The 26,638-nt window shown below is 72.3% G+C and carries 27 protein-coding genes and 1 pseudogene; 16 read left to right on the plus strand and 12 right to left on the minus strand.

Features of this window, described 5'->3' with window-relative positions:
• Together MB828_RS31615 and MB828_RS31620 are read right to left on the minus strand one after the other, a co-directional pair.
• A partial coding sequence (locus MB828_RS31615) for an alpha-1,4-glucan--maltose-1-phosphate maltosyltransferase (RefSeq protein ID WP_301651167.1) occupies positions 1–1,682 on the minus strand: 1,682 nt, incomplete at its 3' end.
• 103 nt (positions 1,683–1,785) lie between these two features.
• Complete coding sequence (locus tag MB828_RS31620) at positions 1,786–2,079, minus strand: DUF5133 domain-containing protein (protein WP_046732541.1); 294 nt, start codon at positions 2,077–2,079, stop codon at positions 1,786–1,788.
• Positions 2,080–2,396: 317 nt separating this feature from the next.
• On the opposite strand from MB828_RS31620, the gene MB828_RS31625 reads away from it, so the two are divergent.
• Positions 2,397–2,900 (plus strand): pep a2, encoded by a 504-nt coding sequence (locus MB828_RS31625; protein ID WP_133023978.1) that lies wholly within the window; start codon positions 2,397–2,399, stop codon positions 2,898–2,900.
• 23 nt (positions 2,901–2,923) lie between these two features.
• A complete protein-coding gene (glgX, locus tag MB828_RS31630; protein WP_301651377.1) occupies positions 2,924–5,215 on the plus strand; it encodes a glycogen debranching protein GlgX in 2,292 nt (763 codons plus the stop codon).
• Positions 5,216–5,221: 6 nt separating this feature from the next.
• Here glgX and MB828_RS31635 read toward each other — a convergent pair whose 3' ends face one another.
• Positions 5,222–6,037: a VOC family protein gene (locus MB828_RS31635; RefSeq protein WP_165941499.1), complete on the minus strand. Its 816-nt coding sequence runs from the start codon at positions 6,035–6,037 to the stop codon at positions 5,222–5,224.
• 130 nt (positions 6,038–6,167) lie between these two features.
• On the opposite strand from MB828_RS31635, the gene MB828_RS31640 reads away from it, so the two are divergent.
• Positions 6,168–6,485, plus strand: coding sequence for an ANTAR domain-containing protein (locus MB828_RS31640; RefSeq protein ID WP_301651168.1), 318 nt, complete (start codon positions 6,168–6,170; stop codon positions 6,483–6,485).
• Between the two features lie 7 nt (positions 6,486–6,492).
• Here the strand turns inward: MB828_RS31640 and MB828_RS31645 are convergent, their stop codons facing one another.
• Positions 6,493–7,284: an RNA polymerase sigma factor SigF gene (locus tag MB828_RS31645; RefSeq protein ID WP_301651169.1), complete on the minus strand. Its 792-nt coding sequence runs from the start codon at positions 7,282–7,284 to the stop codon at positions 6,493–6,495.
• Between the two features lie 282 nt (positions 7,285–7,566).
• On the opposite strand from MB828_RS31645, the gene MB828_RS31650 reads away from it, so the two are divergent.
• The 4 genes from MB828_RS31650 (at position 7,567) to MB828_RS31665 (ending at position 10,391) form a co-directional block, all read left to right on the plus strand.
• Positions 7,567–8,031 carry a MarR family winged helix-turn-helix transcriptional regulator gene (locus tag MB828_RS31650; RefSeq protein WP_430381454.1) on the plus strand — a complete coding sequence of 155 codons (465 nt, stop codon included), beginning with the start codon at positions 7,567–7,569 and terminating at the stop codon, positions 8,029–8,031.
• Positions 8,028–8,855, plus strand: a complete 828-nt coding sequence (locus MB828_RS31655; protein ID WP_301651170.1) for an ABC transporter ATP-binding protein — start codon at positions 8,028–8,030, stop codon at positions 8,853–8,855. The genes MB828_RS31650 and MB828_RS31655 overlap by 4 nt, the downstream gene beginning before the upstream one ends.
• The gene (locus MB828_RS31660) at positions 8,815–9,669 is read left to right on the plus strand and encodes an ABC transporter permease (protein ID WP_133023982.1); all 855 of its coding nucleotides are present in this window, start codon (positions 8,815–8,817) and stop codon (positions 9,667–9,669) included. Before MB828_RS31655 ends, MB828_RS31660 begins: the two co-directional genes overlap by 41 nt.
• Positions 9,670–9,863: 194 nt before the next feature.
• Positions 9,864–10,391 carry a hypothetical protein gene (locus MB828_RS31665; protein WP_301651171.1) on the plus strand — a complete coding sequence of 176 codons (528 nt, stop codon included), beginning with the start codon at positions 9,864–9,866 and terminating at the stop codon, positions 10,389–10,391.
• 26 nt (positions 10,392–10,417) lie between these two features.
• Here the strand turns inward: MB828_RS31665 and hemC are convergent, their stop codons facing one another.
• The 4 genes and pseudogenes from hemC to MB828_RS31685 form a co-directional block, all read right to left on the minus strand.
• Complete coding sequence (gene hemC / locus MB828_RS31670; RefSeq protein WP_301651172.1) at positions 10,418–11,353, minus strand: hydroxymethylbilane synthase; 936 nt, start codon at positions 11,351–11,353, stop codon at positions 10,418–10,420.
• Between the two features lie 161 nt (positions 11,354–11,514).
• Entirely contained in the window at positions 11,515–12,471 is a 957-nt protein-coding gene (locus MB828_RS31675) for an ATP-dependent DNA ligase (protein WP_301651379.1), read from the minus strand.
• Positions 12,472–12,710: 239 nt separating this feature from the next.
• Positions 12,711–13,088, minus strand: a pseudogene (locus MB828_RS31680) (LuxR C-terminal-related transcriptional regulator); the annotation flags it as partial.
• Positions 13,089–13,130: 42 nt separating this feature from the next.
• The gene (locus tag MB828_RS31685) at positions 13,131–14,603 is read right to left on the minus strand and encodes an MFS transporter (protein WP_301651174.1); all 1,473 of its coding nucleotides are present in this window, start codon (positions 14,601–14,603) and stop codon (positions 13,131–13,133) included.
• A 214-nt stretch (positions 14,604–14,817) separates the two neighbouring features.
• Between MB828_RS31685 and MB828_RS31690 the strand changes: the two genes are divergently transcribed.
• Positions 14,818–15,495 (plus strand): TetR/AcrR family transcriptional regulator, encoded by a 678-nt coding sequence (locus tag MB828_RS31690; protein WP_301651175.1) that lies wholly within the window; start codon positions 14,818–14,820, stop codon positions 15,493–15,495.
• Here the strand turns inward: MB828_RS31690 and MB828_RS31695 are convergent.
• Positions 15,479–16,519: a zinc-dependent alcohol dehydrogenase gene (locus MB828_RS31695; protein WP_301651176.1), complete on the minus strand. Its 1,041-nt coding sequence runs from the start codon at positions 16,517–16,519 to the stop codon at positions 15,479–15,481. The genes MB828_RS31690 and MB828_RS31695 overlap by 17 nt on opposite strands.
• A gap of 218 nt (positions 16,520–16,737) precedes the next feature.
• Positions 16,738–17,544: an EamA family transporter gene (locus tag MB828_RS31700; RefSeq protein WP_301651380.1), complete on the minus strand. Its 807-nt coding sequence runs from the start codon at positions 17,542–17,544 to the stop codon at positions 16,738–16,740.
• A 146-nt stretch (positions 17,545–17,690) separates the two neighbouring features.
• Here MB828_RS31700 and MB828_RS31705 point away from each other — a divergent pair, with 146 nt between their 5' ends.
• The 7 genes from MB828_RS31705 (at position 17,691) to MB828_RS31735 (ending at position 24,400) form a co-directional block, all read left to right on the plus strand.
• Positions 17,691–18,548 carry a LysR family transcriptional regulator gene (locus tag MB828_RS31705; protein WP_301651177.1) on the plus strand — a complete coding sequence of 286 codons (858 nt, stop codon included), beginning with the start codon at positions 17,691–17,693 and terminating at the stop codon, positions 18,546–18,548.
• 115 nt (positions 18,549–18,663) lie between these two features.
• Entirely contained in the window at positions 18,664–19,314 is a 651-nt protein-coding gene (locus MB828_RS31710; protein WP_301651178.1) for a GntR family transcriptional regulator, read from the plus strand.
• Between the two features lie 51 nt (positions 19,315–19,365).
• On the plus strand, positions 19,366–20,121 hold the full coding sequence (locus MB828_RS31715) for a PIG-L deacetylase family protein (RefSeq protein ID WP_133023991.1): 756 nt from the start codon (positions 19,366–19,368) through the stop codon (positions 20,119–20,121).
• The gene (locus MB828_RS31720) at positions 20,118–20,822 is read left to right on the plus strand and encodes a 4-carboxy-4-hydroxy-2-oxoadipate aldolase/oxaloacetate decarboxylase (RefSeq protein ID WP_133023992.1); all 705 of its coding nucleotides are present in this window, start codon (positions 20,118–20,120) and stop codon (positions 20,820–20,822) included. The genes MB828_RS31715 and MB828_RS31720 overlap by 4 nt, the downstream gene beginning before the upstream one ends.
• A complete protein-coding gene (locus MB828_RS31725; RefSeq protein WP_301651179.1) occupies positions 20,819–21,937 on the plus strand; it encodes a 4-oxalomesaconate tautomerase in 1,119 nt (372 codons plus the stop codon). Before MB828_RS31720 ends, MB828_RS31725 begins: the two co-directional genes overlap by 4 nt.
• Positions 21,918–22,868, plus strand: coding sequence for a VOC family protein (locus tag MB828_RS31730; RefSeq protein ID WP_301651180.1), 951 nt, complete (start codon positions 21,918–21,920; stop codon positions 22,866–22,868). Before MB828_RS31725 ends, MB828_RS31730 begins: the two co-directional genes overlap by 20 nt.
• Positions 22,869–23,074: 206 nt before the next feature.
• Positions 23,075–24,400: an MFS transporter gene (locus MB828_RS31735; protein WP_133023994.1), complete on the plus strand. Its 1,326-nt coding sequence runs from the start codon at positions 23,075–23,077 to the stop codon at positions 24,398–24,400.
• 58 nt (positions 24,401–24,458) lie between these two features.
• Here MB828_RS31735 and MB828_RS31740 read toward each other — a convergent pair whose 3' ends face one another.
• Positions 24,459–25,229 carry a helix-turn-helix domain-containing protein gene (locus MB828_RS31740; RefSeq protein WP_301651181.1) on the minus strand — a complete coding sequence of 257 codons (771 nt, stop codon included), beginning with the start codon at positions 25,227–25,229 and terminating at the stop codon, positions 24,459–24,461.
• A gap of 211 nt (positions 25,230–25,440) precedes the next feature.
• Positions 25,441–25,860, minus strand: coding sequence for an SH3 domain-containing protein (locus tag MB828_RS31745; protein ID WP_133023996.1), 420 nt, complete (start codon positions 25,858–25,860; stop codon positions 25,441–25,443).
• Between the two features lie 226 nt (positions 25,861–26,086).
• Between MB828_RS31745 and MB828_RS31750 the strand changes: the two genes are divergently transcribed.
• Positions 26,087–26,587: a MarR family winged helix-turn-helix transcriptional regulator gene (locus MB828_RS31750; RefSeq protein ID WP_301651182.1), complete on the plus strand. Its 501-nt coding sequence runs from the start codon at positions 26,087–26,089 to the stop codon at positions 26,585–26,587.
• Positions 26,588–26,638: the final 51 nt, after the last annotated feature.

A 26,638-nucleotide genomic window follows, 5' to 3' on the forward strand; every position in this document is an offset into this window, starting at 1 on the left:
CGCTCTTCAGATCTAAGCGCGGGGTGGGCGCGCCGGGCGGTGTTGAGGCGGGTGATGAGGGGGGCGATGCCGTCGGTGTCGGCGCGGTCCCAGTCGCGGGGTTTGAGCTGGTACTTCTCGGAGTCGAGGTATTCCTCGCTGCCCTCTTTGAGGGGGGTGTTCTCGCAGAGTTCGTAGCCGCTGTAGATGCCCCAGGTGGGGGAGAGGGTGGCGGCGAGCACGGCGCGGACCTCGAAGGCGGGGCGGTGGCCGTGCTGGAGGTAGGCGTGCAGGATGTCGGGGGTGTTGGCGAAGAAGTTGGGCCGCATGTAGGCGGCGCTCTCGGTCGCCAGTTCGGTGGCGTACTCGGTGAGTTCCTCTTTGGTGGTGCGCCAGGTGAAGTACGTGTAGGACTGCTGGAAGCCGATCTGGGCGAGGGTGCGCATCATCGCGGGGCGGGTGAAGGCCTCGGCGAGGAAGAGGACGTCGGGGTCGGCCGCGTTGATCTCGGCGATGACCCGTTCCCAGAACACGACGGGTTTGGTGTGCGGGTTGTCGACGCGGAAGATCCGTACCCCGCAGTCCATCCAGTGCCGCAGCACCCGCACGGTCTCGGTGATGAGGCCGTCCATGTCGGCGTCGAAGGCGATCGGGTAGATGTCCTGGTACTTCTTCGGCGGGTTCTCGGCGTAGGCGATGGTGCCGTCGGGGCGGTGGTGGAACCACTCGGGGTGTTTCTCCACCCAGGGGTGGTCCGGGGAGCACTGCAACGCGAAGTCCAGGGCGATCTCCAGGCCGTGGCGGGCGGCCTCGGCCACGAACCACCGGAAGTCCTCCAGCGTCCCGAGGTCCGGGTGGACGGCGTCGTGGCCGCCCTCGGACGAGCCGATCGCCCACGGCACCCCCACGTCCTGCGGATCCGCACTCAGCGTGTTGTTGCGGCCCTTGCGGAAGGTGGTGCCGATCGGGTGGATCGGGGGCAGGTAGACGACGTCGAAGCCCATCGCGGCGATCGCGGGCAGCCGGCGCGCGGCGGTGCGGAAGGTGCCGTGCGGCCGCTCGGGCGTGCCCTCCGAGCGCGGGAAGAACTCGTACCAGGAGCCGTACAGGGCGCGTTCACGCTCGACCAGCAGCGGCAACGGCTCCGAAGCGGTCACCAGCTCCCGCAGCGGGAACCGCTCGAGGATCTCGTCCACCTCGGGCGCCAGCGCGTTCGCCAGCCGGTTGTGCAGCGGGAGCGAGTCGTCGCCCAGGGCCCGGGCCGCCGCCAGGACCCGCTCGCGCTCCGGCCCCTCGGGGACCTGGGCGGCCGCGCGCTCGTAGAGCTCCGCGCCCTCCTCCAGGACCAGACCGGTGTCGATGCCCGCCGGGATCTTCACCCGGGCGTGCTGCCGCCAGGTGCGGAGCGGGGCGCTCCAGGCCTCCACGTGGTACGTCCAGCGGCCCGTCGCGTCCGGGGTGACCTCGGCGCCCCAGCGGTCGGTGCCGGGAACCAGTTCGCGCATCGGCGTCCAGGGGCCGCGGCGGCCCTCGGGATCGCACAGCACCACATTGGCGCCGACCGCGTCATGGCCCTCCCGGAACACCGTGGCGGTGACCGGGAAGGTCTCGCCGAGAACCGCCTTCGCCGGACGTCCGCCGCACTCCAGGGCCGGCCGGACGTCACGCACCGGAACACGGCCGATGGTCTCGCTCGCCTTCATGGGTCTCACCTCCGCCGTGCGCGGGAGCCGGGCCTGGGGCCCGGCTCCGCGATCCGTAGTGCGCCGGAGGACAGGTGTCCTCCCGCGGGGTCCGTCCGTGCGGTCACTGCCTCGCGGAACGCCGGTCCGACGGCGGCCCGCGCCGGACCCGCCCGGTCAGCTGGGTCCGCCCGCCCTGTTCCCGCACGTAGGTGACGAGGCTGGTGCGCAGATAGCGCTCGGCCGCGTCCACCGCCTCCCGGGCGCAGCGCTTGCCCATCAGCACGCACAGCGTGTAGCCCGAGTCCTCGAAGGTGGACCGCACCTCACGGTCCTGCGGCGAGGCGAGCATCACTCGCTCCCACGCCCGGTAGCGCCGCAGCTGCCGGGCCACCTCGGCCTTCGCGGGTAGCAGCATGGCCGTGTCTTTCCTTCCGACGCTCTCGAATGGGCACGTGTCCCCGACGATCGGGGGAGCGTCCGGGCACGGAGAGGCACGGAGCCGTTACGGCGAATCGAGGCTTTCACTCATGGTGCACGCATGATGACGCACCGTCTTGTTGGATCTTCAACCACTCCTCACCCGCCCCGTGCGCTCCTCGTGTTGCACGAATGGCGTAGCGGCCGCAATGTGGTGGGTGACTCAGAAGCGATCAGTGCTCACGCTGTGCGTCCGGAACCGATTTCCGGACGGGGAGGGGGACGTGAGCCGCGCCGGTGAGGAGCGAAGCGACAATGAAGACCGCAGTGCCCTGCTACTACCACCTCGACGTCGAGGTCAGCCAGGAACGGGTGGGACAGGTCGGCCGCATCCTGGCCGCCCATCTCCGCTACTGGGACCTCGACAACCTCGTGGAGCCCGTCCGCCGCGGTGTCGAACTGCTGCTGACCGCCATCGACCAGCACGCGACGGACAAGCACACGTCCATCGAGATGTGGTGGAACGGGCAGCACCTCATCACCGCCATCGGTGACGACGACCGTGACCTGCGCCCCGACCAGGACCTGCGGTCGTGTCTGGCGCACCTCGCCGCCACCAGCGACGGCTGGGGCTGCTGCGCCTCGGAGACCGGCAGCAAGATCATCTGGTTCTCGCAGCGCGCCCGGTCCGGCGAGCGGGTGCCGCTGGTCCCGACCGCGCCGGCGCCCAGTCTGCGCCGCACCCTCCGTGTCCCCCGCCGGCAGCCGGTCGCCCAGTTGGCCGAACCCGCCGGCGGCGTCCTGGAGGGCGCCCGGTGACGGCGAGCAAGTCCCGGAAAGGGGTGCCCGTGTGGAGCGGGCACCCCTACCCGTTGGGCGCCTCCTTCGACGGCCAGGGGACCAACTTCGCCCTGTTCAGCGAGGTCGCCGAGCGGGTCGAGCTGGTCCTCGTGAACGACGCCGGCACCCGTACCCCGGTCCCGATGACCGAGGTCGACGGCTTCGTCTGGCACGCCTGTCTGCCCGGGGTCGGCCCCGGCCAGCGCTACGGCTACCGGGTGACCGGGCCCTGGGACCCGGGCGTCGGCCACCGCTGCAACCCGGCGAAGCTGCTCCTGGACCCGTACGCCAGGGCGGTCGACGGCCAGATCGACAACCACGCGTCCCTGTACGAGCGCACGCCCGGTGGGCCGTCCCCGGCCGACAGCGCCGGGCACTCCATGCTCGGGGTGGTCACCGATCCCTACTTCGACTGGGGCGACGACCGTCCGCCGCGGCGGACGTACTCCGACTCGGTGATCTACGAGGCCCATGTCCGTGGCCTCACCGCCACCCATCCGGAGGTGCCCGAACGGCTCAGGGGCACCTACGCCGGTCTGGCGCACCCGGCGGTCATCGAGCACCTGACCTCGCTCGGCGTCACCGCGGTCGAGCTGATGCCGGTCCACCAGTTCGTGCAGGACGGCGTCCTCCAGGACCGGGGCCTGTCCAACTACTGGGGTTACAACACCATCGGCTTCTTCGCCCCGCACAACGCCTACGCCGCGTTCGGCAGTCGGGGCCAGCAGGTCAACGAGTTCAAGGCGATGGTGAAGGCGCTGCACGCGGCCGGCCTCGAAGTGATCCTCGACGTGGTCTACAACCACACCGCCGAGGGCAACGAGATGGGCCCCACGCTGTCCTTCCGGGGCATCGACAACGCCTCCTACTACCGGCTGGTCGACGGCGACTGGGCGCACTACTACGACACCACCGGCACCGGGAACAGCCTGCTGATGCGGCACCCCTACGTCCTCCAGCTGATCATGGACTCGCTGCGGTACTGGGTGACCGAGATGCACGTGGACGGCTTCCGGTTCGACCTCGCGGCCACCCTGGCACGCCAGTTCCACGAGGTGGACCGGCTCTCGGCGTTCTTCGACCTGATCCAGCAGGACCCGGTGATCAGCAGGGTCAAGCTCATCGCCGAACCCTGGGACGTGGGGGAGGGCGGCTACCAGGTCGGCAACTTCCCGCCGCTGTGGTCCGAGTGGAACGGCCGCTACCGGGACGCCGTACGGGACTTCTGGCGGGCCGAACCCGGTTCGCTCGGCGAGTTCGCCTCCCGGCTCACCGGCTCCTCCGACCTGTACCAGCACAGCAGGCGCAGGCCGCGGGCGAGCGTCAACTTCGTCACCGCGCACGACGGTTTCACCCTGCGCGACCTGGTGTCGTACAACGACAAGCACAACCAGGCCAACGGCGAGGGCAACCGGGACGGCGAGAGCCACAACCGGTCCTGGAACTGCGGAGCCGAGGGCGAGACCGCCGACCCCGCCGTCCTCGAACTGCGGGCCCGCCAGCAGCGCAACCTCCTCGCCACCCTGCTGCTCTCGCAGGGCATCCCGATGATCGGTCACGGCGACGAACTCGGCCGTACCCAGCGCGGCAACAACAACGCCTACTGCCAGGACAACGAGGTCTCCTGGATCGACTGGGACCTGACCGAGGAACAGCGCACCCTCACCGACTTCACCCGGTACGTCATCGCCCTGCGCGCCGCCCACCCGGTACTGCGCCGCCGCCGCTTCTTCCGGGGCGAGACCGCCGTGCACCCCGGGCAGCCGCTGCCGGACCTGGTGTGGCTGCTGCCCGACGCCCGCGAGATGACCGACCGGGACTGGCAGCGCCCCGACGCGCACACGCTCGGGGTCTTCCTCAACGGCGACGCCATCGCCGAACGCGACCCCTACGGGCGGCGTCTGGTCGACGACTCGTTCCTGCTGCTTCTCAACGGCCACTGGGAACCGGCCGACTTCCGGCTGCCCGACGAGTCCTTCGGTGAGCGCTGGACGACCCTCATCGACACCGCCGATCCCGAGGGCATCCCCGACGAACGCGAACGCAAGGCCGGTACCAGGCTGCGCGTCGAGGCCCGCAGCCTGGTCCTGCTGTCCCGGCCCTCCCGCGCCAAGGACGGCAAGGGCGGCAAGGGCAGCGGGGACAGGAGGAGGACCAGCGGGACCAGCGGGACCGACAGAAACGGCAGGACCAGCAGGAACGGCAGAAGCGGCAGGACCAGCAGAAGCGGCAGGAACGGCGAAGGCGGCCCGGACGTGCCGGGTGGCCGGGGTGGCCGGAACCGCGGGGGCTGAGGGGCGTCAGGGGAGCAGCGGGCGGACCGTCACGGTGAACTGCGCCCCGTCCGGGTCACGCAGGACCGCCTCGGTGTCCAGCTCCCGCAGGACGCTGCCGCCGTGCTTCTCGGCCGCCCGCGCGCACTCGCCGACGTCCGCGACCGCGAAGTGCACCTGCCAGTGCGGCCGCACCGAAGGATCGGGCGCCGCCTCCACCGCCCCCGAGTCGATACGGGCCACCGCGTCACCCCGGCTGCGCAGCACCACCTCGCCGGCCTCGTACTCCACCTCGCAGCAGCCCGGCCGGTCGGAGGCCCAGCCGAGGACCTCGCCGTAGAAGATCGCCGAGTCGAACGCGTTACGGGTGTGCAAGCGGATGAAGGTGGGGGCGGCCCGCCGCCAGGTCTCCCAGTTGGAGACCAGCTCCCCCTCCCAGATACCGAACACGGCGCCGTCCCGGTCGGCGATCAGCGCGGCCCGGCCCGGCGGGAAGGACAGCGGACCGACCGCCGGCGTGCCGCCGCGCTCCCGGGCCCGGGCCACCGCCTCGTCCGCGTCGGGCACGGCGAAGTACGGCGTCCAGGCCACCGCCATCTGCCACATCGCGGCGACCGCGGCGATGCCCGCCACCGGCACCCCGTCCGCCAGGGCGATCCGGAAGTGGTCGCCGAGCCGGACGCTGCGCCATCGCCAGCCGAGCACGGCGCCGTAGAAGTCCTCCGTGGTCTGGAGGTCACGGCTGGTCAGGCTCACCCAGCAGGGAGCGCCGAACACCGAGTGCGTGGAGAGGACGTCCCGCTTCGTGTGCGCCGGGCCGGGGGCAGACATGTCGTGGTTCATGGCACTCGCGTCCTGGGGTCGGGACCGGCCGGGAGAAACCGGTCTGACACCAGTCTCCAACCGGAAGCGGGAGGAATGCCTGCTGAGTACCCCACTGGCGCTCGGCCAGTCGGATGACGACGATGGGTGGGTGGGCGAGAGCGAGACGGAGCGGATCCTGCACCTCCAGGAGGAGGTCGACCAGCTGAAGGAAGCGGTCGCCTCCCACGCCGTGGTGGACCAGGCCATCGGGATGGTGGTCGCGCTCGGCCGGGTCACGCCCGACGAGGGCTGGGCGGTGCTCAAGGAGGTCTCCCAGCACACCAACATCAAGCTGCGCAACGTCGCGGACCTGATCCTCGTCTGGGGCCGCTCGGGTGACATACCCCCCGAGGTCCGCGCGGAGCTGGCCGACGCCCTGGAACGGTACGGCCCGACCCAGATCCCCGGCGCACCGCCCGCCGGGTGAACCGGTCTCAGGCGCCCTCGGCCAGCAGCTCCTCGCGCAGCCGGTCGAAGCAGGCGGTGAGCAGGCGGGACACGTGCATCTGCGAGATGCCCAGCTGCTCCGCGATGTTGCTCTGCGTCATCCCGCGGAAGTACCGCAGATAGAGGATGAGCCGGTCGCGCTCGGGCAGGCCCTGGAGGCAGGGTTCCGCCGCGGTGCGCTCGTCGACCAGGTCGTAGCCGGGATCCGGGCAGCCCAGGGTGTCGCCGAGGACGTAGCCGTCGCCGCCGGGCACCTCGGCGTCGAGTGACAGCGCGGAGAAGCACTCCAGCGCCTCCATGCCGGCCCGCACCTCGCTCTCGGTGAGCTGGGCCCGCTCGGCGATCTCGGCGACGGTGGGTGTACGGCCCGCGGTGGTCTGCCCCAGTTCCTTGAGGGCGACCCGGACCCGGTTGCGCAGTTCCTGGACCCGGCGGGGCACGTGCAGGCTCCACATGTGGTCGCGGAAGTGCCGCTTGATCTCCCCGGTGATCGTGGGCACCGCGTACGCCTCGAAGGCCCGGCCGCGCTCCGGGTCGTAGTGGTCGACGGCCTTCACCAGTCCCAGCGCGGCGACCTGGTAGAGGTCCTCCAGGGCCTCCCCGCGGCCGCGGAACCGCACCGCGATCCGCTCGGCCATGGGCAGCCAGAGCTCCACCAGTTCGTCCCGCAGCGCCCGGCGCCGCGGTCCCTCGGGCAGTTCGGCGAGCCGCGCGAAATCCGCGGCGGTGTCGGGTGAGTCGTCATGCGGATGAGGCTTGGCGAGGCTGGTGGTACGCATCGCGCGCACCTCCCTCAGCGAGGTGCCAGTGTGGATCGTGGGAGGACCGCGCTCGGACCCTGGGGAGGCACGGGGCGGCCGGCGGAAACCGGCTCCCACGCACGTGCCTCCGATCCGAAGCACTGATCTGCGGATGCCCTGAATGGGGCAAAATAAAACAGATACTCCAAAAAGGTTAGATTGATCTCATCGGACCGGGTTCGCGGTGGTGGCTCCCGGCGCCGACGGGGCTTGACCGTTCCTTGGGAGGAGATACCTCTGTAGCAGAGGTAATCTTCGAACGTGGAATCCCTGGTATCCGAATCCCTTCCGGAAGAGCTGGCCGACGCGCTCGTCGGCATCCAGCGGCTGATCCGCCGCCGGCTGCGCCGCGGGCTCGCGCTGCCCCGGCTGCGGGGTGCCGAGGTGGAACTGCTGCGGCTGGTCGAGTCCCGGCCCGGCATCGGCATCTCGGACGCGGCCAAGGAGCTGTACCTGGCGAGCAACTCGGTGTCGACGCTGGTCAATCAGCTGGTCAAGGCCGGCTACCTGGTACGGGAGACCGACCCGGCCGACCGGCGGGCCGCCCGGCTGCGGCTGACCGAGGCCGCCACGCAGCGCCTCAAGGACTGGCGGCGGCGCCGCGCGGAACTCGTCGCCGGCCATGTCTCCCGGCTCGACGAGACCGACCAGCACCTGCTCGAAGCCGCGCTACCCGCACTGCGCAGACTCGCCGTCGCCCTGCACGAGGAGGCCGAGGAATCATGACGCCGGACACCCCCGCGGTCGCCTGCACCAGGCTGGCCTACTCGTTCGGGGACACCAAGGCTGTGGACGGGCTCGACCTGACCGTCGGCGAGGGCGAGGTCTTCGGACTGCTGGGCCCCAACGGCGCCGGCAAGACCACCGCCATCCGCTGCATCACCACACTGCTCCCCGTCCCCGCCGGGATGGTCAGCGTCTTCGGCCACGACACCGGCCGGGAGCGGATGGCCGTACGCCGACTGCTCGGCTACGTCCCGCAGCAGCTGTCCGCCGACAGCGGGCTCACCGGACGCGAGAACGTCGCCCTGTTCGCCCGCGTCTTCGACGTACCCCGGCGCGAACGTGCCGAACGGGTCGCCGAGGCGCTGGCGGCCGTCGACCTCGCCGACGCCGCCGACCGGCTCGCCGGCACCTACTCCGGCGGTATGGTCCGCCGCCTCGAACTGGCCCAGGCCCTGGTCAGCGCGCCGAGGCTGCTGATCCTGGACGAGCCCACCATCGGCCTCGACCCGATCGCCCGCACCGGCGTCTGGGACCAGATCAACGCCGTACGCGCCGCCACCGGCATGACCGTCCTGGTCACCACGCACTACATGGACGAGGCCGACCAGCACTGCGGCCGCGTCGGCCTGATGCACCGCGGCCGGATCCGCGCCCTCGGCACCCCCGCCGAACTGCGGCAGGGCCTCGCCGAACGCCGGGGCACCGACACCCTGCCCACCCTCGAAGACGTCTTCCGCGACGTGGCCGGCAGCGGCCTCGACGACCAGTCAGGAGGTTTCCGCGATGTCCGAAGCACCCGCCGCACCGCGAAGCGCGTCGGCTGAGCGCACGGCAGCGGCGTCCCTGCTGCTCACCCCGCCCCAGCCGCGCTCCGGCTGGCGGCTGCTGCCCGCCCGGGTCGTCGCCATGTGCGCCGTCGAGCTCCAGAAGCTGCGCCACGACCGCACCGAGCTCTACACCCGGGCGATCCAGCCGGCCCTCTGGCTGCTGATCTTCGGCCAGACCTTCACCCGGATCCGGGCGATACCCACCGGCGGCATCCCCTACATCGACTATCTGGCGCCCGGCATCATCGCCCAGTCCGCGATGTTCATCGCCATCTTCTACGGCATCCAGATCATCTGGGAACGCGACGCGGGCATCCTCAACAAGCTGCTCGTCACCCCGACCCCGCGCTCGGCGCTGATCACCGGCAAGGCCTTCGCGGCCGGGGTGAAGTCCCTGATCCAGGCCGTCGTGGTGATCGTCATCGCCGCGATCCTCGGGGTCTCGCTCACCTGGAACCCGCTGAAGCTGCTCGGGGTCGGGCTGGCCGTCGTCCTCGCCTCCGCGTTCTTCTCCTGCCTGTCGATGAGCATCGCCGGCATCGTCCTCAGCCGCGACCGTCTGATGGGCATCGGGCAGGCCATCACCATGCCCCTGTTCTTCGGGTCCAACGCCCTCTACCCGGTGGCGATCATGCCGGGCTGGCTCCAGGTGGTCAGCAGGATCAACCCGCTCAGCTACCAGGTCGACGCCCTGCGCGGGCTGCTGCTCGGCACACCCGCGCATCTCGGCCTGGACTTCGGGGTGCTGGCGGTGGCCGCCGCCCTCGGTGTCACCGCGGCCTCCTCGCTGCTCGGCCGCCTGGCCCGCTGATCTTGTGGCGGTCGGGACGCCGACGTGATGTGCGGCACGCGCCCGGCTCCCGCCCCGGACACCCGGGGCGGGATATCCGCTGCGCAACGCTTGATCAGCGATCAAAGCGGGCGAACCCCCTGGCCACAGCGCATTCTGCGCATTTGACAGTGCGCTGAGTGCACAGATAGACAGCGTGGGTCGAGAGGGGCACTGTGTACGAGCCGAACGTGGTCGGGGACTGGCACGAGTACGACGAGCATGCCGGTCTGCGGGTCCGCGTCCACCGCCTGGAGGCGGCCGAGCCGCCGCGCGGCCGGGACGACGCCGCGGCCGGGCTGACGTACTTCAGTGCTCGCGTCACCATCGAGAACCGCGGCTCCGGCCACTTCAGCGTCCAGCTGGAGGACGGTCAGATCGACGTCCGGGTGGGGACCGACGGGGAGGGCGCGTTCATCGACTGGCGCAACTCCCAGTTCATCGAGGGCTTCGACGTGTACCCGCTGCGCCGCGCCACCGCCGTCCTCTACGCGGCCGCGCCCGAGAGCGCGCTGACCCAGGTGGACATCCAGATCCAGCTGCGCGTCGACGAGGAGTGGACCGAACGCCGGCTGTGGGCGGGCGGCATCGGAGTGCTGGAGTCGACCGCCGCCACGCCCTGCCAGGCCGCCGGCCCCGGCAGCCTGGCCCACCAGGTCAGCACCTTCCTCAAGGACCAGACAGAACCCGGCTCCTCCGCCTGACCTGCGTCGGTTCCGCCTCTCTGGCGTCAGTGCGGGATGCCGTCGATGAGTTCGCGGGCGCCCTGGCGCAGCAGGGCGACGGCGACCGAGGTGCCGAGGGTCGCCGGGTCGAGGCGGCCGGCCCACTCGTGGGCGTTCAGCCGGGTCTTGCCGTCAGGGGTGAACACACAGGCGCGCAGCGACAGTTCACCGGCATGGTCGACGCGGGCGTAGCCGGCGATCGGGCTGTTGCAGTGGCCCTGGAGCACATGCAGGAACATCCGCTCGGCGGTGGCCTCCCGGTGGGTGGCCGGATCACCGAGGTCGCTCACCACGTCGATCAGGTCGCTGTCGCCCTCACGGCACTGGAGGGCGAGGATGCCCGCGCCGATGGGCGGCATCATCGTCTCCAGGTCCAGCACCTCGGTCACCACGTCGGTACGGCCGATCCGCTCCAGGCCCGCCGCCGCGAGCAGCAGCGCGTCGGCCTCGCCCGCGGCGAGCTTCTCCAGCCGCCGGTTGGCGTTGCCCCGGAACGGCACGCACTCCAGATGCGGGTGGGTGGCCGCCAGTTGGGCCACCCGGCGGACCGAGGAGGTGCCGATCCGGGTGCCCGGCGGCAGCTGGTCCAGCGTCAGCCCGCCCGGGTGGACCAGGGCGTCGCGGATGTCGTCCCGCTTCAGGAACGCGGCGAACACCGTCCCGGCGGGCAGCGGGCGGTCCGCCGGCACGTCCTTCACGCAGTGCACGGCGAGGTCGGCCGTGCCGGCCAGCAGCGCGGCCTCCACCTCCTTGGTGAACGCGCCCTTCCCCTCCACCTGGGAGAGATCGCCGAGCCACTTGTCACCGGTTGTCTTCACCGGTACGACCTCGGTGCGCACCCCTGGATGCAGTACGGCCAACTCGGCCCGCACGCGGGCGACCTGAGCGAGCGCCATCGGCGAGTCGCGGGAGACGATGCGGATCAACTCGGGCACGGACATGGGGACACGATAGACCCAGGAGCCCCCGGCGGATTCCGACATCCTGTCGGCCGCCGGCCCGGCGGCACGGGCCCTGCGGCCGTCGCCGCGCAGTGCCAGGGTAGGCCGTTCGGTAGGTCCCGGCAGGGTCAGGGCAGGCCGTTCGGTAGGTCCCGGCAGGGTCAGGGCAGGTCGTTCGGCAGGTCCGCCGCCGATTCCTCCGGGGTGAGGTCCGGGCGCAGCCGCAGCCAGGACGGCTGGCGCAGCAGCCCGGCCCGGGTGCGGGTGCTGTAGCTGACCTCGCCGACCAGACGGGGCAGCACCCAGCGGGCGTCGCGGACCGGGGGCACCGGGTCGAAGGGGCAGGTGTCCGTCGCGGCGGCCCGCAGCAGCCCGGCCAGTTCGGCGCGTTCCTGGCCGCTCCAGCCGGTGCCGACCCCGCCGACGTACCGCAGCCGTCCGTCGGCGGACCGCTGGCCCACCAGCACCGCGCCCGGCAGTCCGGTCAGCCGCCCCTTGCCCGGCAGCCAGCCGCCGACCAGCACGTCCTCGGCGCGCATGTTCCGGATCTTGATCCAGGCCCGGGACCGCGCCCCCGGCTCGTACACCGAGTCCAGCCGCTTGCACACCACGCCCTCGAGTCCGTGCTCCCGGGTGGCCCGCAACGCCTCGGCGCCGTGCCCGACCACGGCACCCGGCGTCGACCAGTACGGCCCCTCCAGGGCCAGGGCCTCCAGCCGGGCCCGCCGGTCCGCGTACCGGACGGTGAGCAGCGGCTGCTCCAGGTGGAGTACGTCGAACAGGACCAGGTGGACCGGGACCCGGGCCGCCATCCGGGCCGCCCGGGCCGGGGCGTGGGCGAGGCCCATCCGGCTCTGCAGCAGCTGGAAGTCCGCGCGCCCGTGGTCGTCCAGGGCCAGCACCTCACCGTCCAGGACCGCCGGGAGCCGGCCCAGCACCCCGCCGAGGGGCTGGAGTTCGGGGTAGGCGGCGGTGATGTCCTCGCCGGAGCGGGCCCGCAGCAGCAGGGTGCCGTCACCGGGCAGGTAGACGACCGCGCGCTGGCCGTCCTGCTTGGTCTCGTACGCCCACCGGGCGTCCTGCGCGGCGGGCGGCAGCCTGCCGGGAGTGGCGAGCATCGGCGGGATCAGCGGCAGTGCGGTCACGCAGAAGGTGTGGACCGGCCACGCACGCCGCACGCGCCGCGCCGCACCGGTTCCCCCGAACAGGCCTCGGCCACCCGATTCCGCCGACGGGACCGCACCGGCCCGACGCCCCCTCGGTTCCGGAGGCGGGGGCCGCACCGGTCCCGAAGCCCGCCCGGTTCCGGAGGCGGGGGTCTCACCGGTCCCGAAGCCCGCCCGGTTGCGGCGCGCGGTCAGCGGTGGCGCAGGTAGGCCAGGACCGCCGGCACGCGGCGGTGCCCGCTGTCGCTCGGCGGCAGGCCCAGCTTCAGGAAGACGTTGCCGATGTGCTTGCTGACCGAGCGTTCGGTGATGACGAGCGTGCGGCCGATGGTGGTGTTGGCGTGTCCCTCGGCCATCAGCTTCAGCACCTCGCGTTCCCGCGGGGTCAGCGAGTCCAGCGGGGAGTCCCTGCGGTGCGTCATCAGTTCCGTCACCACCTCCGGGTCCAGTGCGGTCCCGCCGGCCGCGACCCGCTCCAGCGCGTCGAGGAACTCGTCCACCCGGCCCACCCGGTCCTTCAGCAGGTAGCCCACCCCGCTAGCCCCGCCGCCCAGCAACTCGGCGGCGTACCGGGTGGTCGAGGGAGCCCGGGGGACGCCGCACGGCGCCGCTCAGCCCACCGGCTCGGCCGAGGGCTCGGCCGGTGCCGGGTCGGGCTGGGCGTCCGCCGGGCGGCGGCCGGGCAGGAAGGCGGCGAGGACGAAGGCCAGGACGGCCGCGCCCGCGCCGATCGCCATGACCACCTTGAAGCCGTTCTCGGACGGGAGGGTGTGGCCGCCCAGGCTGATGGTCAGCTGGGCCAGGATCACCCCGGCCACCGCGCTGGCCACCGAGGTGCCGATGGACCGCATCAGCGTGTTGAGGCTGTTCGCGGCGGCCGTCTCCGACGCCGGGACCGCCCCCATGATCAGCGCGGGCATCGCGCCGTAGGCGAAGCCGACACCGGCGCCGATGATGCAGGAGACCAGGATCAGGTGCCAGACCTCGGACATCAGGACGATGTTCAGGCCGTAACCGGCGGCGACGATCACCGCGCCGGTCATGAGGGTGATCTTCGGTCCCCGGGCCTTGGTGATGGCGGCCGAGACCGGGGCGAAGGCCATCATCACCAGACCCTGCGGGGCCATCACCAGACCGACCGTCATCATGGACCTGCCGAGGCCGTAGCCCGTCTGGGTGGGCAGCTGGAGCAGCTGCGGCAGCACCAGGGACATCGCGAACATCGAGAAGCCGAACGCGATCGACGCGAGGTTGGTGAACAGCACCTGGCGGCGGACGGTGGTGCGCAGGTCCACCAGCGGCTGCGCGGAGCGCAGTTCGAAGAAGCCCCAGGCGACGAGCACGACCACCGCGAGCGCGAACAGGCCGAGCGTGGTGCCGCTCGCCCACCCCCAGTCGGCGCCCTTGGACACCGCGAGCAGCAGCGAGACCAGTCCGACCGCGAGGCCGACGGCGCCGACCGCGTCGAAGCGGCCGCCCGAGCGCACCCTGGACTCCGGCACCAGCAGCATGACCAGCGCGAAGGCGACGACGCCGAGGGCGGCCGAGGTCCAGAACAGCATGTGCCAGTCGTAGTGGTCGGCGATGAAGGCCGCCGTCGGCAGGCCCAGCGCACCGCCGACCCCCAGGGAGGCGCTCATCAGCGCCGTCGAACCGGCGAGGCGCTCCGGCGGCAGTTCGTCGCGCATGATGCTGATGCCGAGCGGCACCACGGCGGCCGCGAGGCCCTGGAGGGTACGGCCGACGATCATCGGGACCAGCGTGTCGCTCAGCGCGCACACCACCGAGCCGGCCACCAGCAGCACCAGGCTGACCAGCAGCATCAGCCGCTTGCCGAACATGTCACCGATCCGGCCGGCCACCGGCGTCGCCACGGCGGCGGCCAGCAGGGTCGCCGTCACCGCCCAGGCGGCGTCGGACGCGGAGGCGTTCAGGTAGTTCGGCAGCTCGGGGACGATCGGGATGACCAGGGTCTGCATCAGCGAGACGGTGATGCCGGCCAGGGCCAGCACCGCCACCACCGCGTTCGGGTTCGGTCGTGCCGGTCTCGTGGACGCGGCGGACCGGACAGGGGCTTCGGACATGGGAGAAGACCTCCGTAGGCATGCGGGACGGGAAGCGACCGGAACGCAATTTAAGTCAGTCGCTTGACTTACTTTACTGGCAGGGCCCGGCCGCATCCGGCGGCGTCGCCGCGTAGGCTTTTTCGGCTGGACCCCGCCGCCCCGAGCGGGGCCCCGGTGCGGCGCGCGGGACCTGCCGGACCGGGTGGTGCGCGGTCCCGGAGCGGTGGTGGACATGGCGGGCAGGACGGCGCGGGCCGAGCAGGCGGGCGCCACGCGCGAGGTCATCCTCGGCACGGCGGAGCGCCTGTTCGCCGAGCGGGGCGTGTACGCGGTGTCCAACCGGCAGGTCAGCGAGGCCGCAGGGCAGGGCAACAACGCCGCCGTCGGCTACCACTTCGGCACCAAGGCCGACCTGGTCCGCGCGATCGCCGCCCGGCACTTCGACCGGATCGAGGAGACCCGGGTCCGGCTGCTGGCCGGCGTCGGCGACTCCGACGACGTCCGTGACTGGGTGGACTGCCTGGTCCGCCCGGTCACCGAACACCTCGCGAGCCTGGGCAGCCCCACCTGGTACGCGCGCTTCTGCGCCCAGGTGGCGACCGACCCGGCCCTGTACGACATCATGATCGAGGAGTCCCTGGCCTCGCCCTCGCTGCGCGAGGCCGTGGCCGGGCTGAACCGGCGTCTGCCGGAGTTGCCCGCCGAGGTCCGCGCCGAACGCGGCCAGATGGCGCGGACGCTGATCCTGCACACCTGCGCCGAACGGGAACGCGCCCTCGCCGAGGGGACCGCCACCCCGCGCGCCACCTGGAGCGACGCGGCCACCGGACTCACCGACGCGCTGCTCGGACTGTGGCGGGCGCCGGTCACCGCCCCGGCGCCGCGGCCGCCCGCTACGCATCGAAGGTGACGACGACCTTCTCGGCCGCGCCGGGGGTGCGGGCCAGCTCGAAGGCGCGTTCCACCTCGGTGAACGGGACCCGGTGGCTGATCATACGCCCGAACCGCTCGTGATGCCGGATCAGTTCGGGGGTGACCTCGAAGATCTCGGTGGGGTAGCCCTGCGAGGCGATCAGCGTCAGCTCGCTGCGCAGCATGCCGCCGAGGTCCACCTCACCCTTCTTCTGCACGGCGACCATCACCAGCCTGGCGTGCCACCTGGCGTTGGCCACCACCGTGTCGAAGACGGCGGGAGCGCCGGCCGCGTCGAGGTAGATGCCGGTCCCCGGCCGGGGCTGGCCCAGCGCGTTGGCGCTCTGCCCGTGCAGTTCGGTGAGCCGGGCGGTGACGTCCTCCCGGGCGGAGTCGACCACCGCGTCCGCGCCCACTGCCAGCGCCTTCTCCAGCCGGGAGGGGATGACGTCGGCGACGACCACGTGCCGCACCCCCCGCAGCTTCAGCCAGATCACGGCGCCCAGGCCGATCGGCCCCGCGCCGAAGACCACCACCTGGTCGTCGGGCCCCGCCCCGGAGCGGCTGACCGCGTGCCGGGAGACCGCCATCGGCTCGTTGAGGGCGGCGACCTCGAAGGGCACGGTGTCCGGGAAGACCGCGACGCTCCGGCCGGCCTCGGCGTTCTCGATCAGCAGGTACTCGCTGAGCGCGCCGTACCTCCCGCCGCAGCCGATGATCCCGGTGGGCGCGTCCTGCGGGTTCACCACCACCCGGTCGCCGACCTTCAGCCCCGTGACCTCGGCGCCGGCCTCGACGATCTCGCCGGCCGGCTCGTGGCCCAGCGCGACCGGGACCAGCTCGCCGCCCAGATGCGCGCGGGCGGGCATGCCGCCCAGGTTCAGGAAGGTGACGTCGGTGCCGCAGACGCCGCCCGCGCGGATCCGCAGCAGCACGTCCTTCGGACCGGGCACGGGACGCTCCACGTCCACGACCTCGATCCTGCCGACGCCACCGGTCTGTACGGACTTCATCGTGGCCATGGGGTGACTCTCGCTTTCTGGGGGTGCCTGGAAGGCGTCGGAAGGTCCGCCCGACGAGGCGCCCTCGGGCCGGCCGGGCCCGTCGGGGCGGCCCCGCTCGCGCGACCCCGATTACTTGAGTTAGGCAAGCACATGTAGCTTACTTGAGTCAAGCAATCGAATCGGACGCCGGCCGGCCAGTGGAGGGGGAGTCGGCGGAGGGCCGGTTCCCCTTCCTCCTAACGGGGCGCCAGACTCACCGCGTTGGCCGCGACCACCGCCCCGATCGCCGCCCACTCCGGGGCGCCCAGGGTCTGGCCCAGGACCAACCGGCCCACCAGCGCCGCCAGGACCGGGTTGACGCTCATGAACAGGCCGAAGGTCTGGGGCGGGACGCTCCGCAGGGTGAGCAGGTCGGCCAGGTACGGGACCGCCGACGAAAGGACGCCCGCCGCGACCGCGCACAGGACCGCCCCGGCCGTCGGCGGGTGCCGCAGCGCCACCACGATCCCGATCGGCAGGAACGTCAGCGCGGACACGCACGCGGCCGCGGCCGCGCCCTGGGCCCCGGGCACACGCTGCCCGACCAGCCGGTTCAGCAGGATGTACGACGCCCAGCAGCACGCGGCCACCAGACCCAGCGCCAGCCCCGCGTAGTCCGTCGACGGCCGCGGACGCATCAGCACCACCACTCCGGCCGCGGCCAGCACCGCGCACCCCGCGTCCAGCCGGCGGCGGGAGCCGGCCAGCGCGACGGTGAGCGGGCCCAGGAACTCCAGGGTGACCGCGAGACCCAGGCCGATCCGGTCGATCGCGGTGTACAGGCTCAGGTTCATGGTGCCGAAGACCGCCGCGAGCAGTAGCACCGGCCACCACTGCCGCCAGGTGAAGGCGCGCAGGCCAGGGCGGCCGACGGCGACCAGGACCAGGGCGGCGACGTACTGCCGTACCGCCACCACACCGAGCGGGCCGAGGACCGGGAACGCGAGGGAGCCGATCGCCGCACCGGTCTGGTTGGACAGGCCGCTGCCGAACATGGTCGCCACCCCCTTGAGCCGGGCGGGAGCGGGTTCGGCAGGTACCGGGGAGGGCGCGATCGCCGGGTGTTCGAGAGCTCGTCGCATGCGGAGAGGGTGATCCTGGCTCTCGTATGCACAAAATGCATGCGCTTCGCTATCTATACGATGAGCGTATGGATGGGGTGGAGCTACGTCAGCTGCGCTGTCTCGTCGCCATCGTCGACGAGGGCACCTTCACCGACGCGGCGATCGTCCTCGGGGTGTCCCAGGCGGCCGTCTCCCGCACCCTGGCCGGGCTCGAACGGACCCTCGGGGTGAGGCTGCTGCGGCGCACCTCGCGGGAGGTCACGCCGACGGCGACCGGGCTGCGGGTGGTGGAGCGGGCCCGGCGGGTGCTGGCGGACGTCGCCGGGCTGGTCGAGGAGGCCGCCGCGGGGCCGGCCCGGCTGCGGATCGGTTACGCCTGGTCGGCGGTGGGGCGGCACACCGTCGCCTTCCAGCGGGGATGGCACGCGGCGCACCCCTCGACCGACCTGCATCTGATCCAGGTCAACTCGCCGTCCGCGGGACTCGGCGAAGGGGCCTGCGATCTGGCCGTGGTGCGGCGGCCGTTGGAGGACCGGCGGTTCGACACGGCCATCGTGGGCCTGGAGCGGCGGCTGTGCGCGACGGCCGCCGACGATCCGCTGGCCCGGCGCCGGTCCGTACGGCTCGCGGATCTCACCGGGCGGACCGTCCTGACCGACCGGCGCACCGGCACCACCACGCCCGAACTGTGGCCGCCGGAGATCCGCCCGGCCGTCGAGGAGACCCACTCCGTCGACGACTGGCTGACCGAGATCGCCGCCGGCCGTGGCGTCGGGGTGACCGCGGAGTCCACCGCGCACCAGTACCCGCGGCCCGGTATCGCCTACCGGCCGGTGCGGGACGCCGAACCGGTGGCCGTCCGGCTGGCCTGGTGGCGGGACGATCCGCACCCGGCCCAGCAGGCCGTGCTCGAACTGCTCAGCGAGCTGTACCGCACCGGCTGAGCGTGCGGTCCGGCCATGCTCGGCCGAGCAGTCCCGGCAATACGGCAGACAAAATTGTTGACAATCTTGTTTGGCTAGATTTACGTTCGACAGGCACTCACTCAGGGAGGGCACGATGCCGAAAGAAGCCCGTCCGACCAGCGGAGAGCAGGCCAAGCAGCATGCGCTCACGCTGCTGCGGCAGGCGATCCTGCACGGCGAGATGGCTCCGGCCCAGCGGCTGGTGGAGAACGAGCTCGCCGAGGAGTTCGGTGTGACACGGGCCAGCATCCGTGCGGCTCTGATCGATCTGGAGGCCCAGGGACTGGTGGAGCGGATCCGCAACCGCGGCTCGCGGGTGCGGGTGGTGACCGTGCAGGAGGCGGTCGCGATCACCGAGTGCCGCATGGTCCTGGAAGGACTGTGCGCGGCGAAGGCGGCCGTCGCGGCCAGCGACGAGCAGCTCACCGAGCTCGCCGACCTCGGGGCGGCCATGACCAAGGCCGTCGCCGACGGCGAACCGGTCACCTACTCCGAGCTCAACCAGGAGCTGCATGCCCGGATCCGGGTGATCTCCGGCCAGGGGACCGCCGTGGAACTGCTGGAGCGGCTCAACGCCCAACTGGTGCGGCACCGCTTCCAGCTGGCACTGCGCCCGGGGCGTCCGCAGCACTCCCTGAACGAGCACCTGGCGATGATCGAGGCGATCAGGGCCAGGGACCCGCAGGCGGCCGAGGCGGCCGTCCGCGCCCACCTCACGAGCGTGATCGAAGCACTGCGCGACTGAGCACGCCCGGGCGGGGTGGGCGCACACCTGTCCACCAAGGAGATTTCTGCAATGACGCATGCCGACGCGCCTGCCACCAACCCACCGCGGTCCACCCTGGTGGTCACCGCGCACGCCGGGGACTTCGTGTGGCGGGCGGGCGGAGCCATCGCCCTGGCCGCGTCCCGGGGCGAGAAGGTCACCATCGCGTGTCTGACCTTCGGCGAACGAGGTGAGTCCGCCAAGGCGTGGCGCGAGGGCAGGAACGTCGAGGAGATCAAGGCGATACGCCGGGAGGAGGCCGAGCGGGCCGCCGCCGCGCTCGGCGCCGAGGTCCGCTTCTTCGACGCCGGCGACTACCCGCTGGTCGCCTCCGCCGAGCTCACGGACCGGCTGGTCGCCGTCTACCGCGAGACCCAGCCCGACGTCGTGCTCACGCACCCCGTCGACGACCCCTACAACGGCGACCACCCGGCCGCCAACCGCATGGCCCTGGAGGCCCGGATCCTCGCCCAGGCCATCGGCTACCCGGGCGAGGGCGACATCATCGGCGCCCCGCCGGTCTTCTACTTCGAGCCGCACCAGCCGGAGATGAGCGGCTTCCGGCCCGAGGTCCTGCTGGACATCACCGAGGTCTGGGACACCAAGCGCAAGGCGATGGAGTGCCTCGGCGCCCAGCAGCACCTGTGGGCCTACTACACCGACCTCGCGGTCCGCCGGGGCGTCCAGCTGAAGCGGAACGCGGGACCCAACCTGGGCCTGGCGCACGACACCATGGCCGAGGCCTTCATGCGCCCCTTCCCGCAGATCGCGAAGGAGCTGGCGTGAGCGGCGTGATCGTCACCGACCCGCCGAAGGCGGAGCTGAAGGACGTCGACGCGCTGGCCGGCTTCGGGGTGGCCACCGTGAGCGAGGCGATGGGGCGGACCGGGCTGCTCGGTCCGGAGATCCGGCCCGTCCAGCAGGGCGTGCGGGTGGCCGGCACGGCCGTCACCGTGCTCGGCTGGCCCGGCGACAACCTCATGATCCACGCGGCGGTCGAGCAGTGCGGCGAGGGCGACATCCTGGTCGTCACCACCACCTCGCCCTGCACGGACGGCCTGTTCGGCGAGCTGTTCGCGACCGCGCTGAAGCAGCGCGGGGTGCGCGGGGTGGTCCTCAACACCGGCATCCGCGACACCCAGGAGCTGCGCGAGATGGGCTTCGCCGCCTGGTCCCGGGCGGTCTCCGCGCAGGGCACGGTCAAGGCCACCGGTGGCTCGGTCAACGTGCCGGTCGCCATCGACGGCCAGGTGGTCCGCCCGGGCGACGTGATCCTCGCGGACGACGACGGGGTGGTGGTCGTACCCAGGGAGCGCGCCCGCGAGACCGTCGAGAAGTCCGCGGCCCGCGAGGCCAAGGAGGCCGCGACCCGCGCCGCCTTCCTCGACGGTGAACTCGGCCTGGACCGCTACGGACTGCGGGAGACGCTCCGGCGGCTCGGCGTGGAGTACCGCACGTACGAGGAGTACGAGGAGCAGGCGAAGTGACCGGCTCCGAAGAGGTGCGCTGCATGCTGATGCGCGGCGGCACCTCCAAGGGCGCGTACTTCCTGGCCGGCGACCTGCCCGCCGCTCCCGCCGCGCGCGACGAGCTGCTGCTGCGGGTCATGGGCAGCCCCGACCCGCGCCAGATCGACGGCCTGGGCGGGGCGCACCCCCTCACCAGCAAGGTGGCGGTGGTCTCGGCGTCGGCGGATCCCGAGGCGGACGTCGACTACCTCTTCCTGCAAGTGGCGGTCGACCGGCCGGAGGTGTCCGACCGTCAGAACTGCGGGAACATCCTCGCCGGCGTCGGCCCGTTCGCCGTGGAGCGGGGGCTCGTGGCCGCCGGTGACGGCGAGACGTCCGTGCGCATCCGCATGCTCAACACGGGGGAATCGGCGGTCGCCACCTTCCCGACCCCGGGCGGGCGCGTCGACTACACCGGGCACGCCGAGATCTCCGGCGTCCCGGGCACGGCCGCCCCGGTGGTGATCGAGTTCCCGCCCGGCCGGAAACCGCTGCTGCCCACCGGCAACGTCCGCGACACCGTCGCCGGTACGACGGTGACCTGCGTCGACAACGGCATGCCGACCGTGCTCGTCGCGGCGAGCGCCCTCGGTGTCACCGGGTACGAGGCGCCCAAGGACCTGGAGGAGAACCTCGCCCTGGCCGACCGGCTCCGCGAGCTCCGGCTGGCGGCGGGCAGGCTGATGGGCCTCGGCGACGTCGAGACCGCGACCGTGCCCAAGCTCAGCCTGCTCGCCCCGCCCCGCTCCGGGGGCGCGGTCGCCACCCGGACCTTCATCCCGGTGCGCTGCCACACCTCGATCGGTGTCCTCGGCGCCGCCGGCGTGGCCGCGGGCCTGCGGCTGCCCGGCGGGGTGGGGGAGGGGATCGCCCGGCTCCCGGACCACGGGGACCGCGTCCGCATCGAACACCCCACCGGTTTCCTGGAGATCGACGCCGGAGTCGACCCCGGAGCCGACGGCAGCCCGCCGGCCGTCCGCCGCACCGCGGTCGTCCGCACCGCCCGCAAGATCTTCGACGGCACCGTCTTCCCCCGTGCCGCCGCCGTTCCCGCACAACCCCAAGGAGGCAACGATGGCCCCGCCCCTCGGTGACATCGCCCATGTCGGCCACGCCCAGCTCTTCACCCCGGACCTGGACGCCAGCGTCGCCTTCTTCACCGACTACCTCGGACTGACCGTCAACGGCCGCCACGGCGACACCGTCTACCTGCGCACCTTCGACGACTACGAGCACCACAGCCTGGTGCTCACCGCCCGCGAGCAGCCCGGCCTCGGCCGGCTCGCCCTGCGCACCTCCAGCGAGGAGGCGCTGTACCGGCGGGTCAGGGCGGTCGAGGAAGCGGGCGGCACCGGCCACTGGACCGAGGACGAACCCGGACTCGGCAAGCTCTACGTCACCACCGACCCGGACGGCCACGAGCACGCCCTCTACTGGGAGAGCGAGCACTACCGGGCCCCCGACGAGCTCAGGCCGGCGCTGAAGAACCAGCCGCAGGCCAAGCCCAACCGGGGGGTCGGCGTCCGCCGCCTCGACCACGTGAACTTCCTGGCCGCCGACGTGCTCGCCAACGCCGAGTTCCAGGAACGGGTGCTGGGCGCCCGGCCGACCGAGCAGATCCGCCTCGACACGGGGCGGATCGGCGCCCGCTGGCTGACCTTCACCGACAAGTCGTACGACGTCGTCTACACGTCCGACTGGACCGGCTCGACCGGACGCCTGCACCACATCGCGTTCGCCACCGACACCCGCGAGGACGTGCTGCGCGCGGCCGATCTCGCCATCGACAGCGGGGTGTTCATCGAGACCGGCCCGCACAAGCACGCCATCCAGCAGACGTTCTTCCTGTACGTCTACGAGCCCGGCGGCAACCGCATCGAGCTGTGCAACCCGCTGACCCGGCTGGTGCTGGCCCCCGACTGGCCGCTGATCACCTGGACCGAGGCCGAGCGGGCCAAGGGGCAGGCCTGGGGCCTGAAGACGATCGAGTCCTTCCACACGCACGGGACACCGCCGGTCGCCTGATCCGCCACCGGTCGGCCAGGGGGGTGCCCGGCGCACGGCTGTGCGCGGGGCACCCTCTTTCGCTTCCCTGAGATTGTTAACAAAAACGTTGACAGTAGTTACCAGGGTCCTTAACGTCTAGCGCACCACGGGTCAGCCGCACGAGCCGCGCGGCCCGCTCACTGATCCCCTCCAGGGAACGCCTCCTGGACGAGAGGAAAACAACGATGTCCTCCTCACCCGCCCCCTCCGCCCGCGGCGGCAGACTGGCTCTGCTGGTGGTCGGCCTGTGCTGGCTGGCCGTGCTCTTCGACGGCCTCGACATGTTCATCTACGGCTCGGTGCTGCCCCACCTGCTGGAGACGAAGACCTTCGGCCTCACCGCGGACCAGGCGGGCGACCTCGGCTCCTACGCCACCTTCGGCATGCTGGTCGGCGCCCTGACCGCGGGCACGGTCGCGGACCGGATCGGCCGCAAGCAGCTGATGACCGGCTGCGTCACGCTGTTCTCGCTGGCCTCCGGCATCTGCGCGGTCTCGGGCAGCGTCGCGGTCTTCGGCCTCGGCCGCACCCTGGCCGGCGTCGGCCTCGGCGGGCTGCTGCCGACCGCGATCAGCATGGTCTCCGACTACGCCAGGGGCGGCCGGGTGGCGATCACCATCGGCCTGCTGATGACCGCCCACCACGCCGGGGGCATCCTCTCCGCGTACGTGGCCAAGTGGCTGATCGACCCGTTCGGCTGGCGGTCCGCGTTCTGGGTGTGCGTGCTCCCGCTGCTCTTCGTCCCCGTCCTGATCCGGTTCCTGCCCGAGTCGCTGAGCTTCCTGGTCGCCAAGGGCCGCACCGCGGAGGCCGCCGCCCTGGCCGAGCGCTACCAGGCCGAACTGCCCGCCGCCGCGGCCAAGAAGACCGCCGCCGACCGCTGGGACGCGTTGCTCGGCCTGTTCCGCGGCGGGGAGTGGCTCCAGACCCTGCTCTACTGGCTGGCCTCCTTCGGCGGTCTGCTGCTGGTCTACGGTGTCGCCACCTGGCTGCCCACCCTGATGCGCACCGAGGGCTACGCACTCGCCAACGCCCTCACCTTCGTCGTCGTGTTCAACCTCGGCGGCATCGTGGGCATGCTGCTGGCCGGCCGCGCCGCCGACCGCTTCGGCGCCCCGCGCATCGCCGCGGTCTGGTTCGCCCTCACCGCCGTCGGCGTCTACCTGCTCAGCGTCCACCTGCCGATGGGCGTGACCACCCTGGTCGTCTTCCTCACCGGCGTCTTCCTCAACAGCGCCCAGACGATGATCTACGCGACCGTCTCCATCCGCTCCACCCCGGACAACCGCGCCACCGCCGTCGGCTGGACCTCCGGCATGGGCCGCTTCGGCGCCGTCTTCGGCCCGTGGCTCGGCGGCCAGTTGCTCGCGGCGGGCAACGGCGACTGGGGCTTCACCGCCTTCGCGCTGGCCGGTGTCTCCTCGATGGTGTTCATCGGCATCGCCGCCCTGCGCTCGGCGCGGCGGCCGCAGGCCCGCGAGGGCCGGGAGGAACTGCTCGCCGCCCACTGACGGCACGTCCGGGCGGTCCGGCGCCGCGCTCCTTCCACGGGCGCGGCGCCGCTTTCCTTCACTCCTCCAGATCGGGCTGGGCCTCCAGCCCGGTGCACGCCAGCTTCCCCCCGACGTCGGCGCAGGCCTCCACACCACGGGGCGTCGGCACCGCGAGCATCGGACTGGTGTAGCCGACGGAGTCCTCGGCGGGATAACTCGCGGACAGCACGTCCTGCCCGGCCCTGACCGACACCTCCCGGGCGTGCGGGGTGTGCAGCCGCACCTCGGACCAGGCCGTGCCGCAGGCGGGGGACCAGCGCAGCCGGACGTCGTAGGCGGCGTCGGCGACGGCGCTCTTGGTCTGCGCGTCCCGGGCGCACGCCGAGGCGTTCGGCAACTCGCCCTGACAGGACCGGCCGTGGCACCTCGGCGCCGCGGACACGGGTTGCGCGTCCGGTGTGCCGCGCCGGTACGACACGGTCACAGCGGTGGCCGTGACCCCGGCCACGGCGAGCAGTGCGAGCGCGGTCAGCGGCAACCGCCACCACCGCCTGGCCCGTGGCTGCCGCGCGGCCGGCTCGACCGCCGGCTCCTGCGCGGCGGCAGCGGCCTCGTACAGCGCCAGTACGGCGGCCGGATCGGCGCCCGCGAGCCGGGCCAGGGCCTCGACGGCCGGGCGCGGCGGCCGCTTCGCGCCGGAGAGGTAGCGGTGCCAGGCCGACTTGCTGTACGGGGTGCGGGCGGCCAGCGCCGCCAGGCTCAGCCCCGTGCGCTCCTTGAGCTCGCGCAGCCGCGCCGCGGGCGAATCGTCCGGTGGGGTGGTGGGCGCTCCTTCGGGGTGCCGCATGGTGCGTGCCTCGACTTCATTACGCTATGGGCGTTTCGCCCCTGTTGTCGGGATGGCTTCCCATGGGGACCGGGCCCGCAATCGGCGGACAGGTGTGAAGACGGTGAAACGGGGGGCGCGTCGAAGGCCTGTTCGCGAACCCGGGGGTTCCCGAACAGGCCTCGACAGTCAGGGAGTACGGCGGGAGCGGGGCGTCAGTGCCGCGGGGATGTCAGCACCAGGGGACGGCGTGCCCGACCCGGACGTAGCGGGCGGCGACGTACCCCTCGCGGTGCGGGAGCCGGTACCAGGTGTGGTTGCCGCGCACCGAGCCGCCGTACGCCTTGCAGGTCACCGGGACGAGCCGGTTGCTGTGCCGGTGGCCGACGACGCGGTAGCGGGTGCCCGGGCCGGAGCGGACGTTGAGGCGGACGTGGTGCGTGGTGACCCGGCCGACGCTGCGGTACCCGTAGTGCCGGTGGTGAGGGCGGGCCACCGGGGCGGGCAGGGTGGTGTAGTTGTAGTACTGCACGATTCCCTGGGGCGCGGGGATCGGGGTGGCGGCGCTCGCGGTGGCGGCTCCGGCCGTGGGCAGGAACGCGAACACCGCGACGGTGGCCAGCAGGCCGTTCTTCAGGATCCGACGGGACATGGAAACCTCCGTGCTGTCGTGCTCGTGACCACGAAGCGTGATCACGATGGGGAGGATTGCCGTGACCGGCGGGCGCCATGTCGTCCCCGCGTGCCCGGGGACGCGCGGGACGTTCCCGGGGACGGGAGACGCGGGGCGCGGGCGGGGTGGAACGGTGCGCGGACCCGGGCGGCGAGGCGCGCGGCTCCTTACTTGAGTTACGCAACTACATGGTAAACTGACCGATATGCCCACGGAACCGCTGTCCAGCGTCCCCGCCGCGACCCCGGAGGTCGTGGAGATCGAGCGTGCCCTGACGCGCATCACCTATCTGAGCACCCGCGCTCGCCAGCACGAGCGGCTGATGGCCCTCGCGGGCGTCCCGCTGGACCGGGCCGCGGTGGCACTGCTGCGCCAGGTCGCCGACTCCGAGCCGCTGCGCCCGGGGGAGCTCGCGCAGCGGCTCGGAGTCGAGGCGTCGCACGTGACCCGTACGGTGCAGCAGCTCCAGCGGTCGGGCCACGTCACCCGCGTCCCGGACCCCGACGACCGCCGGGCCCAGCGGATCGAGCTCACCGACGCCGGCCGGGAGGCCGTCGACCGGGTCCGGGACGCCGGCGCCCGTGGCATGCAGCTGGCCCTCGGTGAGTGGCGGCCCGAGGAGCTGCGACAGCTGGCCGCGCTCTTCCATCGCATGGTCGACGACTTCCTGTCGTACGCGGTCGAGGACGAGCCCGCTGAGGGCTGACGCCCCGGCCCCGCAAGGCACTTGAATCTCCACCCGGCACGTCCGACCCGT

This window comes from Streptomyces arenae (genome assembly GCF_022343545.1).
GTDB lineage: Bacteria > Actinomycetota > Actinomycetes > Streptomycetales > Streptomycetaceae > Streptomyces > Streptomyces humi.